The sequence below is a fragment of the Enorma burkinafasonensis genome, from assembly GCF_902150035.1.
In the GTDB taxonomy this organism is placed as follows: Bacteria; Actinomycetota; Coriobacteriia; order Coriobacteriales; family Coriobacteriaceae; genus Enorma; species Enorma burkinafasonensis.
The window spans coordinates 118,839-136,340 of the sequence record NZ_LR597502.1 but is presented as its reverse complement, the minus strand read 5'-3'; the positions used below and the strand labels follow the sequence as shown (position 1 = coordinate 136,340).

Annotated in this window: 15 protein-coding genes; 6 read left to right on the top strand and 9 right to left on the bottom strand. The window is 68.7% G+C overall.

The window, feature by feature from the left end:
* Positions 1-364: 364 nt before the first annotated feature.
* The 6 genes from FS885_RS02090 to FS885_RS02065 all read right to left on the bottom strand — a co-directional run bounded on the left by FS885_RS02090 (position 365) and on the right by FS885_RS02065 (position 9,725).
* Positions 365-2,395, bottom strand: a complete 2,031-nt coding sequence (locus tag FS885_RS02090; protein ID WP_144743347.1) for an InlB B-repeat-containing protein — start codon at positions 2,393-2,395, stop codon at positions 365-367.
* Positions 2,396-2,542: 147 nt separating this feature from the next.
* Entirely contained in the window at positions 2,543-3,736 is a 1,194-nt protein-coding gene (locus FS885_RS10175; RefSeq protein WP_246060728.1) for a LuxR C-terminal-related transcriptional regulator, read from the bottom strand.
* A gap of 214 nt (positions 3,737-3,950) precedes the next feature.
* Positions 3,951-5,561, bottom strand: coding sequence for a peptide chain release factor 3 (locus FS885_RS02080; RefSeq protein ID WP_144743345.1), 1,611 nt, complete (start codon positions 5,559-5,561; stop codon positions 3,951-3,953).
* 195 nt (positions 5,562-5,756) lie between these two features.
* Positions 5,757-7,217, bottom strand: a complete 1,461-nt coding sequence (locus tag FS885_RS02075) for an MFS transporter (protein WP_246060714.1) — start codon at positions 7,215-7,217, stop codon at positions 5,757-5,759.
* Between the two features lie 251 nt (positions 7,218-7,468).
* Positions 7,469-8,773 carry a Na+/H+ antiporter NhaC family protein gene (locus tag FS885_RS02070; protein ID WP_144743343.1) on the bottom strand — a complete coding sequence of 435 codons (1,305 nt, stop codon included), beginning with the start codon at positions 8,771-8,773 and terminating at the stop codon, positions 7,469-7,471.
* 58 nt (positions 8,774-8,831) lie between these two features.
* A complete protein-coding gene (locus FS885_RS02065) occupies positions 8,832-9,725 on the bottom strand; it encodes a proline iminopeptidase-family hydrolase (RefSeq protein ID WP_144743342.1) in 894 nt (297 codons plus the stop codon).
* Between the two features lie 356 nt (positions 9,726-10,081).
* Between FS885_RS02065 and FS885_RS02060 the strand changes: the two genes are divergently transcribed.
* Genes FS885_RS02060 through FS885_RS02050 form a run of 3 tightly spaced genes read left to right on the top strand, consistent with a single transcriptional unit; the run spans position 10,082 to position 11,652 of the window.
* Complete coding sequence (locus FS885_RS02060) at positions 10,082-10,480, top strand: pyridoxamine 5'-phosphate oxidase family protein (protein WP_144743341.1); 399 nt, start codon at positions 10,082-10,084, stop codon at positions 10,478-10,480.
* Between the two features lie 23 nt (positions 10,481-10,503).
* Complete coding sequence (locus tag FS885_RS02055; RefSeq protein WP_144743340.1) at positions 10,504-11,160, top strand: MBL fold metallo-hydrolase; 657 nt, start codon at positions 10,504-10,506, stop codon at positions 11,158-11,160.
* A gap of 3 nt (positions 11,161-11,163) precedes the next feature.
* Entirely contained in the window at positions 11,164-11,652 is a 489-nt protein-coding gene (locus FS885_RS02050; RefSeq protein ID WP_144743339.1) for a prolyl-tRNA synthetase associated domain-containing protein, read from the top strand.
* 90 nt (positions 11,653-11,742) lie between these two features.
* On the opposite strand, the gene FS885_RS02045 is transcribed toward FS885_RS02050, so the two are convergent.
* The 3 genes from FS885_RS02045 to FS885_RS02035 form a co-directional block, all read right to left on the bottom strand.
* A complete protein-coding gene (locus tag FS885_RS02045) occupies positions 11,743-12,582 on the bottom strand; it encodes a hypothetical protein (RefSeq protein ID WP_144743338.1) in 840 nt (279 codons plus the stop codon).
* Between the two features lie 88 nt (positions 12,583-12,670).
* The gene (locus FS885_RS02040) at positions 12,671-13,195 is read right to left on the bottom strand and encodes a GNAT family N-acetyltransferase (protein WP_144743337.1); all 525 of its coding nucleotides are present in this window, start codon (positions 13,193-13,195) and stop codon (positions 12,671-12,673) included.
* Positions 13,196-13,386: 191 nt separating this feature from the next.
* Positions 13,387-14,085 (bottom strand): TIGR00266 family protein, encoded by a 699-nt coding sequence (locus tag FS885_RS02035; protein ID WP_144743336.1) that lies wholly within the window; start codon positions 14,083-14,085, stop codon positions 13,387-13,389.
* A 254-nt stretch (positions 14,086-14,339) separates the two neighbouring features.
* On the opposite strand from FS885_RS02035, the gene FS885_RS02030 reads away from it, so the two are divergent.
* The 3 genes from FS885_RS02030 (at position 14,340) to FS885_RS02020 (ending at position 17,500) form a co-directional block, all read left to right on the top strand.
* Positions 14,340-14,864, top strand: a complete 525-nt coding sequence (locus FS885_RS02030) for a GNAT family N-acetyltransferase (protein WP_246060707.1) — start codon at positions 14,340-14,342, stop codon at positions 14,862-14,864.
* 278 nt (positions 14,865-15,142) lie between these two features.
* The gene (locus tag FS885_RS02025; RefSeq protein ID WP_144743335.1) at positions 15,143-16,621 is read left to right on the top strand and encodes an ATP-binding cassette domain-containing protein; all 1,479 of its coding nucleotides are present in this window, start codon (positions 15,143-15,145) and stop codon (positions 16,619-16,621) included.
* A 249-nt stretch (positions 16,622-16,870) separates the two neighbouring features.
* Positions 16,871-17,500 carry a helix-turn-helix domain-containing protein gene (locus FS885_RS02020; protein WP_144743334.1) on the top strand — a complete coding sequence of 210 codons (630 nt, stop codon included), beginning with the start codon at positions 16,871-16,873 and terminating at the stop codon, positions 17,498-17,500.
* Positions 17,501-17,502: the final 2 nt, after the last annotated feature.

Genomic DNA, 17,502 nt, shown 5'->3' with positions numbered 1-17,502 from the left:
ACTTTCATATGATTCGCTCCCTCAGACCATTCAACATCTAGACCCCGTTCGCGAGCGTGCTCGGTGATAAGCTTCTTCAGTAGGCGATACTTCATTTCTACCCCTATTGATACCACAAATCAATACATATTGACTTAATTTGCTGTTACGATTTTGCCTGCCTAATCACCCTAAAGCCTGTTTGTCTTTGTAGTAGATTATATCATATTTAGAACATGTGTTCGATTATAATGGCAAATTCTCTGCCCGCACTCAGCAAAGCAGGGAGGCACCACCACATAGCGCCTCCCCGCATTTTCCATCTGTCTAAACTCTCGGCCTACCGATTAACCCAGCGCGACCCGGGCGCTACCCCACAGCATCCCTACCGGCGACGGCGAGCAACCGCGCCAGCTGCAAGCGCTACCGCTCCCAACGCAGCAGGAACACCTACCGCCAGCGCGGCAGCATCGCCCGTTGCGGGAATCGCACCGTCGCCCTCAGAATCGGAACCTCCATCGGACGGCTCAGCTGGATCTTCAGGCGCAACGTAGTTAGGATCCTCCTTGCCGCAGTCGACGCACACTCCGTCCTCGTACGCATGACCTGTGGCGGGAATCTCCTTGTACGTCGTATAGGCGCACCCTTCGCAGGTGACGTACGCTTCCCAGCCGGGCTCGGTGCAGGTGGGCGCCTTAGCGTCGTGGTGCACCAACGTATGCTCCTCATAGCCAGCAACGACATTCGTGTCATTCGCCGGCATCGTGAAGGTGGTCGTAGCGTCGTGCCAATCCTCAAAGTCGCCGCCACCCGTATCCACCACGTACCAGCCGGTGAAATGCCCGTTCTCGTCGAACTCAACGGTGGAGATAGTCACCTCGGTACCCTCGGCGTACATGCCGCCGCCCGTGCCGCCCTGGACGCGCAGCTCGTAGAGCGGCGCTGTTGCCTCAGTAGCCTCCATGAGAACACAACGTTTGCCGTCAATGTCGTCGGCAATCTCTGCTTCTTCCCGGAACGGCGAATCGTTGAGATCGACAGCGTCTCCAACCGTCATACCCGCGGCAACGGTAATCATCTCGCCCTCTTGCGGGCCAACGGTAACACCGCTGAATCCGTAAAGCGCGTGGCTCTCCGGCTGAATCTGCGTTCCGACCTGACCGCTCGTAGCCGTGAGCTTCCCACCAGTAAACGCGATGTCACCGAGCGCAGCGTACGCGCCGTAGCTCAGTGTGTTCGCGTCTCCTCCCGCCACCTCAGCGGTACCGCCGGAGAAGACGACGTCTTGGTTGGCAGAGATACCGTAACTGCCGGCAGTACCGTTGCCGTTCGTTACCGCACCGCCCGTCGCAGTCACCGTTCCGCTCGAGATCTCAACATCCCCAGCAGCCCACATACCATATGAATAGGCCATGCCATACGGAACCGAAACATCGCCACCCTCGACCGTGAGGTTACCGTCACCGAAGATGTTCAACGTCCCGTCGTAGACGTAGATGCCTCGACTGTAAACCGGATTTCCGCTATCTAGGTCTGGACCGACAACCCGATTGTCTCCTACCAGCTCAATGCCGAGATTGCCCGTTTCGCAGTAGATGGCCGCACCCTTGTACTCACCCTGCGTAACCTTCGCGCCGTTAAGCGTGAGTGTCTGCGTGTCCGGGTCGTAAGACACCGTGCCGTCGCCGAGCACATCCGCCGCATTCGCGCTCGTCACATCGACGCGCTCGACGGCGAGATGATAGTCGACAGCGTGATAGGTATACGTTGCGGCGTTGAAGTACGACCCCCTGATACCATTGGGGCTGAGTTCGGCCTCGTTGGCAACGTACTCCAGATAGATGCTGTATTCAGCACCTTCCGAAAGCTCGTCTGCATCGGCCTGTTCCTCAAGAAGCTCGCGGACATCGACCGTATAGCGCCCCTGCTCCGCACTGACCCACCCACTTTCCGCAACGCGACTCGTGATCGCATCGGAGGAAGAGGCGGGTAGCACGTATACGCGGCTCACATACCCGGCAACCGGCTCTTCCCATGTGAGCACACCGTTCGCATCGACGCCGGCATTCGCCTCAAACTGCTTGATGACCGGCTCGAGCGTGATGTTTTGCTCGGGCATGGTGAACTTAACGATCTTCGTATCCTCAAGCGCGAGCGAGCCCTCAGGCGTCACGGACCAGCCGGTGAACATGCTTCCCGTGGAGCTGTATTGCATGGCTTGGGCGCTCACCTGCGCGCCAGCCTCAACGCTAATCGTCTCGCCCTCTTCGTACTTTACGCCACCCACGGTCACCGACACAATCGCATCGCTGCGCTCGGGAATCGTAATCGTAAAGACATCCGCGAACGCCGTCGCCGGCAACAGCAGCAACGCTGCCAACACACACGCCAGCATTGCCACGAATCTCTTCCTCATGCCCCACCATCCTTCTCGCCAGGCCATCACACGCCGGAAGCGCACATAGTCAACTCATTTTCAGCGAAAGGTTGAGGGGGCACATCCTTCCTGCGCCAGGGCAAAACGGGTGACGGAAGGGCAGAACAATCTATGACGGCATAAAACCTACGACAGCATGAACCTGCCGAGGTCCTGGCGGCGCTTGATGCCGAGCTTGGCGAGCGAGCGCGAGATGTAGCTCTTCACGGTGTTCACCGAGACGCCCATGTGACGCGCGATCTCGTGGTTGGTCCAGCCGCGCGCGGCGAGCATGGATGCCGCGAACTCCGTGGTGGTGAGGTCGTCGGCCACGTCGTCGCCGGTCTCGGGGTTGTGGATGCGCCGCCAGCCGGCCGAGAAGCGGTACGTGATGGCGATGATGCGCTTGAAGTCCTCGGGCCAGGCGGGCTTGATCGCCGCCTCGAGCATGCCGCCCAGAAGCCCGTGGTGCTCGCCGAAGGGCTCGATGAGGTCGTCCGGGCGCGCGAGCTCCCAGGCGGCGAGCAGGTGCTCGCGGGCGCGCTCGGTCTCGCGCAGGCCCATGAGGTCCATGACGGCGACGAGGTGCAGGTAGATAGCCGGAATCGGGTAGACGTCCTCCTGCATCATGAGGGCGGCCTCGGCGATGCCGAGGCTCTCGGCGTAGCTTCCCTTCAGGTACACCATGTGCGCCTGCACGTAGCACGCGAAGGTGCGCAGGCCCGACGGCAGCAGCGGGAAGACGGAACGGGCGTCGAGCAGGTTGTCGGGGGCGGGCAGGTGCAGCAGCACGCTCGCCGTGCTCGCGATGAACGACTCAGCGGCACGGAGCTGCGGGTTGCCTGCGGACTCCGCCGCGATGGTCCCGCGCGCCGCCTCGAGTGCGCTTCTCGCCTGGTCGATCCGGCCCAGCGGCAGGTTCGCGTAGGCGCAGATGAGGCAGGCCGAGAGCTGGGTGTCAAAATCCCCGCTCCCCAGATAGCGGCCCGCCACGGCGACGGCCTCCTCGGGACGACCGCTGAAGTAGGCGTATTCCGCCTGCGCGATATCGCGCCGTGGACCGGCCTCAAAGGATTCGGCGAACTCCCGACAGCGTCCCGGTTCAAATGCCGTGTTCATGAGCGGCATGAGGTTCGCATGGGCGCCGGGGACGCGGCGCGGGCGGGTCGCGGCAGTCGGCTCGATGGCGGCGCGGCGCGGGTCGTCGGGCTTATGCGCGCTCACGGGGATGCCCCACGAGCCACCGAACTTGGCGGCGCCCTCGATGCGACCCTCGGCGCAGAGCCGCTGCACCAGGCGCTCGGTGACGTTCCACCGCCGCGCGGCCTCGCGAACGGTCATGTACTCCACGGCAATCCTCCCCCGGGCGCGCGAGCCCGCACCGGACGCGTCGCCGCCCGGCGTCTATTCGTTCTCGCGAACACTATGGCACAGATGAGGGGACTGTTCTATTCGGAAAGACGCACACTTTTCCGCACGGGGCGGCGGGAATGGCGACGGGCGCGGCACGACGGCGGCACACGCGCCGCGGGCCGCACCCCCGCCCGCGCGAGCCCTAGAACGTCACGTTGCCGAACTCCGAGAGCTTGAGATCGGGGTTGTGCTCGATCGCCCAGTCCACGTTCCACGGGCTCGTGAAGAGCAGGAGCTTGCCCGCGCGCATGTCCTCGACGCGCAGCGTGTCGCGCGTGAGGTTGAGCGACGCCACGTCCACCTCGCCCGGCTCGTTGGCAATCCAGCGGATGTCCGTGTAGCCCAGGGGCTGGCGGCGCACGCCCACGTGGTACTCGCTTTTGAGCCGCTGCTCGAGCACGTCGAACTGCAGCTCGCCCACCACGCCCACGATGACGCTCTCCATGCCGGCCCCGAGCTCGCGGAAGATCTGGATGGCGCCCTCCTGGGCGAGCTCCTCCATGCCCTTCACGAACTGCTTGCGCTTCATGGTGTCGACCTGCGTCACGCGCGCGAAGTGTTCGGGCGCGAACGTGGGGATTCCGGCGAACTGCACGCGGCGCTTAGGCGCGCAGAGCGTGTCGCCGATGGAGAAGATGCCCGGATCGAAGAGGCCCACGATGTCGCCGGCGTACGCCTCGTCGACGGTCGCGCGGTCGTCCGCCATCATGGCCGTGCCCGTGGCGAGCTTGATCTTGCGGCCGCCCTGCATGTGCCAGGCGTCCATGCCGCGCTCGAACCGGCCGGAGCAGATGCGCACGAAGGCGATGCGGTCGCGGTGGTTTTTGTCCATGTTGGCCTGGATCTTGAAGACGAAGCCCGAGAACTCGTCCGTGGGCTCCACCTCCTCGCCAGTGAGGGCGTCCGTATGCGGGCCCGGCGCCGGCGCGAAGCGCAGGAAGTCCTGCAGGAACGGCTCGACGCCGAAGTTGGTGAGGGCGGACCCGAAGTACACGGGCGAGAGCTTGCCCGAGCGCACGGCGTCGAGGTCGAACTCGTCGGCCGCGCCGTCCAGAAGCTCGATGTCGTCCATGAGGGCGCGGTGGTTCTCCTCGCCGATGAGCCCGTCGAGCGCCGGGTCGCCGAGCTCGGCCTCGACCTCGGCCACCTTCTTAGCGGCGTTGGCGCGGCCGTCGCCCTCGAAGGCGATCACGCGGCGGTGCGCGCGGTCGAAGACGCCGCGGAAGTTCCTGCCCGAGCCGATCGGCCACATCATGGGGCACGTGCCGATGCCCAGCACGTTCTCGATCTCCTCCATAAGCTCGAAGGGGTCGCGGATCTCGCGGTCGAGCTTGTTCACGAAGGTGAAGATGGGGATGCCGCGCAGGGCGCACACGCGGAAGAGCTTCACGGTCTGCGCCTCGACGCCCTTGGCGCCGTCGATGACCATGACGGCGGCGTCGGCGGCCATGAGCGTGCGGTAGGTGTCCTCCGAGAAGTCCTGGTGGCCGGGGGTGTCGAGGATGTTCACGCAGCATCCGTCGTAGGTGAACTGCAGCACCGACGACGTGACGGAGATGCCGCGCTGCTTCTCGATGTCCATCCAGTCCGAGACGGCGTGCTTGGCGCTCGCCTTGCCCTTGACCGAGCCGGCGCTCTGGATGGTGCCGGTGTAGAGCAGGAGCTTCTCGGTGAGCGTGGTCTTGCCCGCGTCCGGGTGAGAGATGATGGCGAACGTGCGGCGCGACGCGATCTCGTCGGCGATACTCGGCATGGTGGACCCCCTATCTGAACCCGAGGTATTGTAGCGGATATGCGCCCGGCGCGCCCGCGGGCGGCAGGAGCCGGCGCGGGCGCGACCGAAAGCACAAAACGGCAGGAGGGGCCGGCTCGGCTTCCCTCCTGCCCTATCCGTTTGGGATGGCCCGGCGCACGGGCCGGCCGCGGCGCGGGACCGGGCGCGGGGCGCCTACGCGCGCTGCTCCCGGGCGCCTCGGCGGGCCTGCCGGCGGCGGAGCGACACCGCGGCGGTCATCACCGCGCCGGCGAGCGCGAGCGCGGCGAACACGTAGAACGCGAACGAGAAGCCCGCGGTGAAGAGCTCCTGGCCGCCCTCGGCGTACGTCGTCACGGTACGGCCCGCAAGCGCGCTCATGCGCCCGTAGAGCAGGGCCGTGCCGCAGGTGACGCCGAGCGACATGCCGAGGTAGCGCACGAGCGACACCACGCTGCCCGCGAAGCCCAGGTGCTCGTGGCTCACCGTGCCCATGACGAGCGAGTTGTTGGGCGACTGGAAGAGCCCGGTGCCCACCGCGAGGAAGACCATGCCGCCCACGATCACGGCGAGCGGCGCCGTGGCGGGCAGGCTGCCGGTGAAGGCGATGCCCGCCGCGTAGATCACGAGGCCCACGCAGCACGGCAAGGCGCTCCCGATGCGGTCCGAAAGCGCGCCGGAGATCGGGCCCACGGCAGCCATGCCGAGCGGGATGGCCGTGAGCGCGAGGCCCGAGACGCTCGACGAGAACCCGCAGGCGTCCTGCAGGAAGAACGGGATCAGGTACTCGGTGGCGCCCACCGCCGAGAAGCAGATGAGCATGGTCACGAGGTTCACCGAGAAGGGGACGTTGCGGAAGGCGTCGAGCTGCACCAGCGGGTGGGCGGCGCGGCGCTCCACGGCGATGAAGATGCCGAAGAGCACGATGCCGCAGGCGAGCATGGCGAGGATCGCCGGGGTGACGCCCTGCGTGATGAACGTGACCGCGCAGAACAGCAGCACGATCGCCGGGACGATGAGCACGGCGCCGGCGACGTCCATGCCGCCGCGCCCGCCCGAGACGGCGTCGCGCGGGAGCGTGCGCAGCCCCACGAGGAAGGCGGCGAGGCCGATGGGCACGTTGATGAGGAAGATGGACTCCCACGGGAACGCCGCCACGAGCATGCCGCCCACGGTGGGGCCGAACATCATGCCGAGCGAGACGAACGTCGAGACGATGCCGAGCGCGCGGCCGCGCTGCTCGGTGGGAAACGCCTCGGTCACGATGCCCATGTTGTTGGCCATGGCGCTCGCCGCACCGATGCCCTGCACCGCGCGGGCGCAGATGAGCACGGGCAGCGTGGTGGAGAGCCCGCAGAGGAGCGACCCCAGGGTGAAGAGCGCCACGCCGAGCTGGAACAGGCGCACCTTGCCCAGGGCGTCGCCCAGACGCCCGAAGATGAGCACCGTGGCGCAGCACGCGAGCAGGTACACCGTGGAGACCCACTGGATGCCCGCGGCCGTGGCGGCGAGCTCGCGCTGCATGACCGGCAACGCGATGTTGACGATGCTGCTGTCAAGCGTGGACATGAACGTCATGGCCACGACGGTGAAGAGCACCACCCATTTATTCGGTTGGGGACGGGACGGGGCAGCAGAACCCTCTTGAAACGACACGCGAGACCTCCCAGGTACGCACGCGGATACATCCACGCGCCTGGAAGCGCGCCTCCCCGGGTGAGCCCGGACGCTACCGCGGCGGCACCGCCGCGATGGGCGAGGCAATCTTAGCATGCCCGCCGAGCCGTCCCGCGCCGTCGCGCCCGCGCAACAGAATCTCCGGACTTCGGGCGCGGCCGCACGCGGGCGCGGCCGAACGTGCCCGCAGCCGCGACCGGGCGGCGGGCCGCGGCTGCGGGCCGGCGGCGCTAAGATCGGGCCGCGCGCCGCCCGGGCAGGCGCTCCGCCACGAGCCGCCAGAGCGGCACGGCGTAGAGGAAGACCGCGAGCGCCATGCTCTCCACGGGCGCCCCCATCGAGGCGAGCGGCACCCCGCCGGCGATCGACCAGGGCACGAGCCCCGCCACGAGCACGACGGAGTCCTCGAGGTCGAGCGCCTCCTGCGTGCGCGCGCGGGGCAGGTCGCGGCCGAGCTGGTGGGTGAGCATGATGGCGAGCGTCTGGTTGCACGAGACCGCCGAGGCGGCGACGGCGATGCCGAGCGTCGCGGCGAAGGGCGTCACGCGCTCAGCGAGCGCGCCCACGAGCCCCTCCACCCCGCTCAGGAGGTCGGTCTCCTCGAAGATGCCCGCGTAAGCCGAGGTCACGCACACAATCTCGATCGCCGAGACCATCGAGACGATGCCGCCGCCCGCGCTCGCCGCCGTGGCGGGCGATCGAGCCGCGAACCCCCAGACCGCCGTCCGCGCGACCTCGAGCGCGTCCATGCCCTGCACGGCGAGGCAGAGCGGCACGGCCGACGCGATGCCCGCGACGATCACTATGAGGATGTCCACGCGCAGCGCGGCGAGCGCGAACACCAAAAGGGGCGGCACGAGTGCCACCGGGCCGAGCTCGAACGCCTCGCCGAGAGCCCGGACGAGCTCGGATGACCCCTCCTCCGCCGGCACGGCGGCGCCCATCGCGAGGAAGACCGCGCAGGTGACGACGAACGGCACGGCAGCGGTGCGGAGCATGCGGCGGAGGTTGCCGTAGAACTCGGTGCCCGTCACGCTCGCCACGAGCAGGGCGCTCGTCGAGATGGGCGACCACCGGTCGCCGAAGAACGCCCCCGAGAGCGCCGCGCCGCCCTCGAGCACGAGCGGCACCCCCATGCCGGAGGCGAGCGAGACGCAAATGGCGCCCATGGTCGCCGCCGTGCCGAACGAGGTGCCCGTGAGCACCGACACCAGGCAGTTAAGCAGAAACGTCATCACGAGGAAGAGCGCCGGCGAGACGAACGGCACCGTGTAGGCGACGATCGCCGGGATGGTGCCCGACGCGCGCCACATGCCGGTGAGCACGCCCACGGTGAGGAGCATGCCGAGGATGCGGCAGATGGGCCGGATCCCGTGCCAGCACATGGCGGCGACCGCGCGCGGGGCGCTCCCGCTGCGCCAAGCGTAGATGCAGAAGAGCGCGAGCCCGATGAGCAGGGCGCAGATGGTCGGCACGCCGAGCGCGACGCATGCCACGAGGACCGCAAGGAACAGCCCCAGCGTCACGAGCTCCATGCCCACCCCTTCTCACGCGCGCGGCCGCACCGCCCCGTCGACGGCTGCCCCTGCAATCTTACTCGAAGCGGCTGATGAAGCCCTCGACCGCGTCGAGGCACGCGTCCGGGTGCGTGAGGTTCGCCATATGCGGCGCGCCCTGGATGAGCGTCCACTCGCACCCGGGGATGAGGTCGACCCCCTCCTTGATGGTGTAGGGCGTGCCCTCGTCGTCGGTGCCGGAGAGCGCCATGCACGGAACGCGGATGCCCTTCACGTCCTCGCGGATGTCCCAGTCCTTCATCTTGCCCGTGCAGACGAACTCGCTCGCGCCCTGCATGACCATGTAGCACTCGCCCGTGCCGGCGTTGGAGTCCAGCACGTCTTTTGGATAGTCGCGCTCGTAGAGGCCGACCACATGGCGCTTGTAGTACTCGTCTGCCGCAGCGGCGGCGGCAGGCGCGGCGTAGTCGCCCGTGCGCTCAGCCTCCATCAGGGCATCCTGCATCTCGCGCGGCAGGTACTCGATGAGGCGGCGCGCCTCCGAGAGCCACGTGTCGATGAACACGGGCGAGCTGTTGATCACGAACGAGTTGACGCCCGCATCGTCCCGCAGCATGCACAGAAGCCCGAGCATGCCGCCCCACGAGTTGCCGAACAGGTGGATGTCGTCCAGCCCCAGGGCCTCGCGGACCGCGAAGAACTCATCGATCCAGAGGTCGTAGGTGTAGAAGTCGTCCTTTTGATGGGGGATGGCGCTCCTGCCGCACCCGATCTGGTCGTAGAAGACGACGGGACGGCCCGCGCGGTCGGCGAGCTGGCCGTAGGTGAGCAGGTAGTTGTGGCACATGCCCGGGCCGCCGTGCAGCACGAGCAGCGGCTTCTTGCCGGGCTTGGGGTCTTCCGGCGTGAACGTCTTGCAGTACGTCTTGAATCCCGCGTAATCGACATAGGTCTCGGTGATGTGCGCCATCGGGTCTCCTTCCTCGCTGGGCGGATATGGTGGGAATACCCGCTCGCGGCGCCGGGCAAACGCGGACCGGTGCCCCATCCCGCACACTCGTTGCGGAATTCGGTGCGAAGAATCGGGATGGCCCCTGAGACCGATGATTCGAAATGATAAAAGCGCAGGTCGCAGTCTTGCGTCTCAGCCGTCTCCGCGGCCATCGGAAAAGTTCACACCGAATTCCGCAACGAACGTGCGCGGCGGACACGAAAAGGCGCGCCGATCGCGGCGGCGCGGCACCCGAATGGGGTACATATTGCGCAAAGCGGCGCGCCCGCGCCCCGGCCGAGGCGCGCCCGGGCAGCCCCAGGGAAGGAGCCAGCATGGACGACGTACTCGCCTACCTCAAGAAGAACCCCACCTACTTCCTCGCGACCGTCGACGAGGAAGGGAACCCGCAGGTCCGGCCCTTCGGCACCATCGCCAAGTTCGAGGGGAGGCTCTTCATCCAGACCGGCAAGGTGAAGGCGGTGTCGCGCCAGATGCACGCCCACCCGCGCATCGCGATCTGCGCCGCCGACGTCGAGGGCGGCTGGCTGCGCATCGAGGCGGACGCCGTGGAAGACGACCGCGTCGAGGCGCGCCAGGCGGTGCTCGACGAGTACCCCGATCTCCAGGGCATGTACGCCGCCGATGACGGGAACTGCGAGGTCTTCGCGCTGGAGAACGCGACGGCGACCTTCTGCTCGTTCACCGCGGAACCGCGCACCGTCACGTTCTAGCAGCTACCGGCAGGAGGCAGCCCATGGAGGCACTTGACCGCATCCGCGTGATCACCCATAGCGCAATTCGCATCGAGACGTCGGCGGGCACCGTCGTCTACGCCGACCCGTTCGACCTCACCGATGCCGACGCCGCGCACGACGCGGACCTCGTCCTCGTGACGCACGGACACTACGACCACCTCTCGCCCGAGGACATCGCCCGCGTGGCGCAGGCGGCAACCGAGCTCGTCGCGCCCGCGTCGCTCGCCGACGAGGTCGCCGGCCTCGGCATGACGGCGGTCCACCCCATGCGCGCCGGCGAGCGGATCGAGGTCGCGGGCATCGCGATCGAGGCCGTGCCCGCCTACAACGTCGAGCCCGGGCGCCTCGGGCTCCATCCCCAGGCGAACGCCTGGCTGGGCTACGTGCTTACGGTCGACGGGACGCGCGTCTACATCGCCGGCGACACCGACCGCAACCCCGACAACGCCCGGGTCTCCTGCGACGTGGCGCTCGTCCCCATCGGCGGCACCTACACCATGGACCCCGCGCAGGCGGCGGCGTTCGTGAACGAGATCCGGCCCGAGGTCGCGATACCGACCCACTACGGCAGCGTCGTGGGCGCGCCCGAGGACTTCGACGCCTTCGCCGCCGCCGTCGACCCCGCGATCGAGGTCGCGGAGAAGATGGAGCGATAGGGCTTGTCCGGGCGAGAGAAGGCGCTCGCGGCGCTCGAGCGCGCCGGCGCACGCTATGAGCTGGCCGAGCATCCCGCGGTCTTCACCGTGGAGGAGGCGCATGCGGTAGGCGTCCCCTTCGCCCCCTTCGGGGCGAAGAACCTCTTCCTGCGCGACGACAAGAAGCGCGCCTACTACCTGGTGACCATGCCCGACGAAAAGCAGGTGCCCCTGAAGGGGATCCAGGCCGCCATCGGCTCGCGGCGGCTCTCGTTCGCCTCGGCGGACGACCTCGAGCGCAAGCTCGGGCTGATACCGGGGGCGGTGACCCCGCTCGGTGCGCTCAACGACGCCGAGCATGCGGTCCAGGTGATCATCGACCAAAAGCTCGTGGACCTCGGGCGCGTCGCCGTGCACCCCTGCGACAACACGGCGACCGTGCTCGTCGCGACCGGTGACCTTATCGATGTGCTGCGGGCGGCCGGCGCGCCCGTGCGGGTCGTCGCCCTGTAGCGGCGCCGTCCGCGCGGCGCGCGAGGGCACACCGCGGGCCGTCCCGGGCCGCACGGCACCCGGCGGCCGGGGCAAGCTCACCCCGACCTCTCACGCCGCGTCGCCCCGCCGCCGGGCCAGGCGCGCTCCGGCAGCTCGGGCGAGCCAAAACCCGAGCCCCATGATGCACAGGCAGACGATACCGCCGAGCGCGGTCTCCACGAGCCCGCGCGACACGGCGACAGGCAGGCTCCCCCACGCCACGTGCGAGAGCAGCACCGCCTGCAGCGCGAAGATCGACACAAGGGCGCACGCCAGGTTGAACGCGCGCACGCCCTTGACCGCGACGAGCTCCTCGCGCCGCGTGCGGACGAGGTTCACCAGCGCGAGCGTCACCTGCACGAGCGCGTAGGCAGCGTACCCGTAGACGAGCGCTCCGGGATACGGCCGGCCGGTGCCCTCGACCACGAGGCGCGCGACCGTGCCCGACAGCGCGATCACCCCGAGGGCGAGTCCCCACCCGGCGTTGCGGCAGCGGCGCAGCGACTCGGTGGACTCGGGGCCGCGGCCCAGGGCGCCTCCCATGAGGGCGCCCGAGGCGAGATACGATTTTCCGGCGTTGAGCACGGCGACGAGCACCCCGACCGAGATCGTCCACAGCGAGCGGACGATGAGCCCGAGCACGACGTTCGCAAGCGCGAAGGCAACGTGGAAGACCCCGAAGACGAGCCCTAGGACCATCGCCTGCGCCCGGCGGTTCGCCACGAGCGGATCGGGCACGAGGTCGCGCACGCGCGCACGGAGGCGGGACGTATGGCGAAACGTCACCGAGTCGGGCGGAAGCTCGATCGGCACGCCGGCGAGCAGGCAGAACGCACGGCGCGCGAGGCGCTTGAAGCGCCGGCGGCCGCGCGCGCGGACGCGCCCCTGCGTCTCGATGATGACGCGCATGCCGCCCCCTCTCGCGCCGACGCCACCAGGTACCCTCATGATGCCCGGGCACCCGGCGCCGGGGCCCGCACGGGGCGACGGGTGCGCCCTAGGCGTCGCGGCGCATATAGAGCAGCGGGTAGGGGCCGCCCTCGGCATCGGTCGCGGTCCGGCGATAGGCCCGGAACCCCATGTGCTCGTAGAACCCGACCGCCTGGGGGTTCTGCTCGTTGACGGACACCTCGTCCGCACCGTAGCGGTCCCGGGCAAACTCCACCAGCGCGCGACCGATCCCGCCGCCGCGCCGCCCGGGCTCGATGAAGAGCATCTCTATAAAGGCCCCGTCGAGCCCCAGGAAGCCGACCGGCTCGCATCCTGAGGGCAGTTCCGCGGGCGCCGCCGGCTCCGTCGCGGGAAGCGCCGCCGCCTCAGCCGGCTCGCCTCCCGCGTACGCGACGAGCAGCGTCGGGACGCCGGCGATAGCCTCGGGAACCATGGCGCCGATGCGCTCGACCTCGCCCGCCGGCAGGAAATCGTGCGTGGCGCGCACCGAGGCCTCCCACACGGCGAAGAGGCCGGCCACAAGCGCGCCGTCGCGCGCCGCGCTCGGCACCTCGACAATCGATATGTCCATCTCGAACCCTTCTCGTCGCGAACTCAGGGAAACTCTACCCGAAGCGCCCCCGAAAAGCACGGGCACCGGCGGCGCGCGAGCGCGCTAGGTGTTGTGTGTCAATAGGTTGTTTACATCCGGGATGCAGCGCACGGGCACCCGGGGGTCAATCCGATCTCCCGGGCGCCCGTTCCATAGCGGCAGGGCCCGCGTCAGTTCGAGCTCGTAGGCAGGTAGGGATGCATCGCCTGCGCGAGGTTGGCGAGGTTCCTGGTCTGGATGTAGACCCGACCCGCGCCGGTGAACGTGTTGACCAGGCCCTCGCCCGTCGTGAAGCCGAAGATCCCGCTCGCGGCCTCGATGTGGTAGTCGAGCGCGGCGTCCCAGGCGACGACGTGCTCGTTGTCGACCGTGAGCGGCATGTCGGGCGCCACGTCGAGCGCGAGGATGTCGCCGAAGGCGGACACCAGAAGCGTTCCCTGGCCGCCGACCTCCATGACGAACAGGCCTCCCGTGTTGCCGAAGACCGCCTTGGAGATGCCCTGACTCACCATCGTGTACTCGACGGTCTCGTCGCAGGCGAGGAACGCGCCCGTGTTGAGGCGGTACCGGTGCGCATCATCGATGGGGAGCTGGACGATCTTGCCCGGGACCGGCGGCGCGACCGCGATCTCGCCCGTCGGGGCGGTGCCGGTCGCGGTGGTGATGAACATCGACTCGCCGCTCGTGATGCTGCGGCCGATGGCGCCGAGCACGCCGCCGATGCCCTTCTTCTTGGAGTTGAGACCGCCCGTGATCTCGACTCCGCGCGAGTACACCATGCTGCCGCTCTCGGTCTTGACCGACTCGCCCTGCGAAAGGGCGATGCGGGCGATGGGGCAATCGGAATCGCCGGTTAGGGTGCATCTCATAGGGGTCTCCTCTCCCGAAAGGGTTACCGTGCGCCGCGTGGGCGGGCGCATCGCTGCGCACCTGCCGCGCATCGTCTCGACTATAGCAGCGCGCGATGTACACAGGCGCCGCGGTCGCGGCGACCACCCAACGAGCAACATGCGGTTGAGTTTCTGTGGCGGGACGCCGGCCGGCCGGGAATCTGCTAGCGTGGAGCCGTCGGGCGCCGCGCGGGCCCGGCAACTCCGACCCGAACCGTCATCTGGAGGATCCCGTGGCACCCACCGCCGCAACCGCCGCCCGCTCGCTCGAGGGCGGCTTTCGCATACGCCCCATCGGGCCCGCCGACGATGCCGCCATCGCCGCGATCGTGCGCGCGTGCCTCTCGGCGCACGGCCTCGCGATTCCCGGGACCGCCTACTTCGACCCCGAGCTCGACCATCTGAGTGCCTACTACGGCGAGCGGCCGGAAGAGCGCTCCTACTTCATTCTCGAATGCCCCGACGGCAGCGTGGGCGGCGGGGCGGGCCTCGCGGAGTTCCCCGGGGTCGAGGGCTGCTGCGAGCTGCAGAAGATCTACCTCATCGATGACCTCCAGGGCAGAGGCCTCGGCCGCGCGCTGCTTAAGACCGTGGAGGCGCGCGCCCGCGGGCTCGGCTACCGGCGCATCTACCTGGAAACGCATCACAGCCTGGCGACGGCCGTGGGGTTCTACGGGCATCTGGGCTACCGGCGGATCGAGCAGCCCGTCCCCACCGCGCACAGCACCATGGACCGCTTCCTCATCAAGGAGCTGTAGGCGCACCGATCTCGCGGGCACCCAGGGACCCCGAGCGCCCGCGCACCCCATACCCAAAGCGTCCCTCACCCCTTGGCACGGCCTGGACCCATGGCCTATACTGGGGGCGCTCGCCGAGTGGGCAGCTGGGCCCGCAGCGCGTGTGGCGACGCCATCGGACGGGCGGAAAGGCAGGAGCAGGTGCGCATCCGTTAGACGCAAGAGAACACGACGCGGTAGGGCCCCATCGGGCGGCCGCGCGGCGAAGGAGCGTCCGGCACGTCAACGGAGGACATACCATGCAGCTGCTGCTATCCCATATCACCTACACCTATCCCGCGGCCACGGAGCCGATCCTGCGCGACGTGACCGTCGCGTTCCCCGAGGGCTGGACCGGCCTTCTGGGCGACAACGGCTGCGGCAAGTCGACGCTCGTGCGCATCGCCTGCGGCGAGCTCGCGCCGGACGCCGGCTCGGTGACGCGCGGGCTCGTCTCGGCGCTCTGCCCGCAGGATGCCGACGTGGCGCCCGGAAACCTCGCCGATTTCGCGCTCGACTTCGGGCGTGACGCCCGGATGCTCCGCGAGGCCTTCCGCATCGAGGACGACATGCCCTGGCGCTTCGGGGAGCTCTCCTTCGGCGAGCGCAAGAAGCTGCAGATCGCCTGCGCGCTCTGGGCCGCGCCCGACGTGCTCGCCCTCGACGAGCCCACCAACCACCTCGACGGGGACTCCCGCGCCGAGCTCGCCCGGGCGCTCGCGCGGTTCCGCGGCATCGGGATCCTGGTGAGCCACGACCGCGAGCTCCTGGACGCCCTCGCCGGCCGCTGCGCCTCCTTCGAGCCCGGCGGCGCGCTCGTCGTGCGGCCAGGCGGCTACACCGCAGCGCGCAGGCAGGCTGAGCTCGAGCGCACCGCGACCGTGCGGGAGCGCGCGGAGGCGAAGGCCGAGCTCTCCCGTCTCGCCGCCGAGCGGAGCCGCCGCGACCACGAGGCGGCCCGCGCCCAGGCGCGGCGCAGCAAGCGGCACCTCGACCCCGGCGACAAGTCCGCCAAGGCCAAGATCGACCTCGCGGTGTACACCGGCAAGGACGGCCAGGCGGGACGCCTCTCGGCGCAGATGGACGCTCGCATGGCGGCGGCGCGCGAGCGGGTCGCCGGCGCGTACGTGCACAAGCGCTACGACGGGGACCTCTGGCTCGACGCCGAGCCCAGCCCGCGCAAGACGCTCCTCCGTGTCCCGGCGGCGAGCATCCCCTGCGGGGAGGGCGCGCTCGAGATCCCCGAACTCTACGTGGGCAACACCGACCACATCGGCATTGTGGGACCCAACGGCGCGGGCAAGTCGACGCTGCTCGCGCACCTGCGCACGCGCATCGCCGGCGACCTCTCCGTGCTCGACATCCCCCAGGAGCTCGATGCGGGCGAGCGCTCGCGCGTCATCGAGGATGCCCGCGGCCTCTCCCCCGCCGACCGCGGCCGGGTGCTCTCCACCGTGGCGCAGCTCAACTCGGAGCCCGACCGCCTGCTCGAGGGCGGCAGCACGAGCCCCGGCGAGCTCCGCAAGCTCATGATCGCCCTCGGCATGCTGCGCGCACCCGTCCTCATCGTCATGGACGAACCCACCAACCACCTCGACCTGCATTCCGTCGAGGCGCTCGAGCGCGCGCTCGCCGCCTACCCGGGTGCGCTCGTGCTCGTGAGCCACGACCGGGCGTTCCTCGCCGCCTGCACCGGCCGCACCTGGGAGGTACGCGACGGCGCCGTGCGGGAGCTGTAGGGCACGTTCCCAAGGCCATCGCGACCGCGGGCGACGGGTGCCGCACGGAAGCTGCCGCACCCCGGGGCGATCGGTCCGGCAGGGCGGCTCCGCACGCTCATCTCTGCAGGTAGACGGGCTGTCAAGAACTCTTGACACGCGCATCGGGCTCGAGCGGACGCCGTGTCGGCCCCATTTGATGGTACGATGCGGCACACGGTGGCATGGTCGATGCCGCAAGGGCCGCATCGAGACCGGGAAGGAGGGGCCATGGAAGTCGGGCAGCGCATCCGCGAGCGGCGCACGCGGGCGGGGATGTCGCAGGACGACCTCGCGGCGCGCGTGTACGTGAGCCGCCAGACGATCTCGTCCTGGGAGAACGACAGGACCTACCCGGACGTCCAGAGCCTGCTCCTGCTCTCCGAGATCTTCGGTGCGACCGTGGACTCCCTCATCAAAGGAGACGTGGACACCATGAACGAGACCATCGACCGCGACATCGAGACCATGAAGCGCCTGAGCTACGTAATGCTCGCCTTTCTGCTGCTCATGATAGGCGCCGTGATATGGATCGCCGTGCAGGCGTTCGCCTGGGACTGGCCGCTCGAGCAGATGGTGCCCACCTTCGTGCTCGCCCTCGTGCTCTGGGGCATCGCCATGTTCGCCGCCTGCTGGGTGGAGCGCATCAAGAAGTCGCACGACCTCATCACCTACGGCGAGATCCTCGCCTACTGGAAGGGCGAGCCGGTGGACCGCGACACGCCGCGCGGCCGCCGCGAGCGGCTCATCCCGTGTTGGATGAGGGCCGTCCGCACGGTCGGCTGGACGCTCCTCGCGATGGCCGTCGGCGCCTTCGCCGGTTACTGGGGAGCCGCGCTCATGGATGCGATCATCGGGTAACG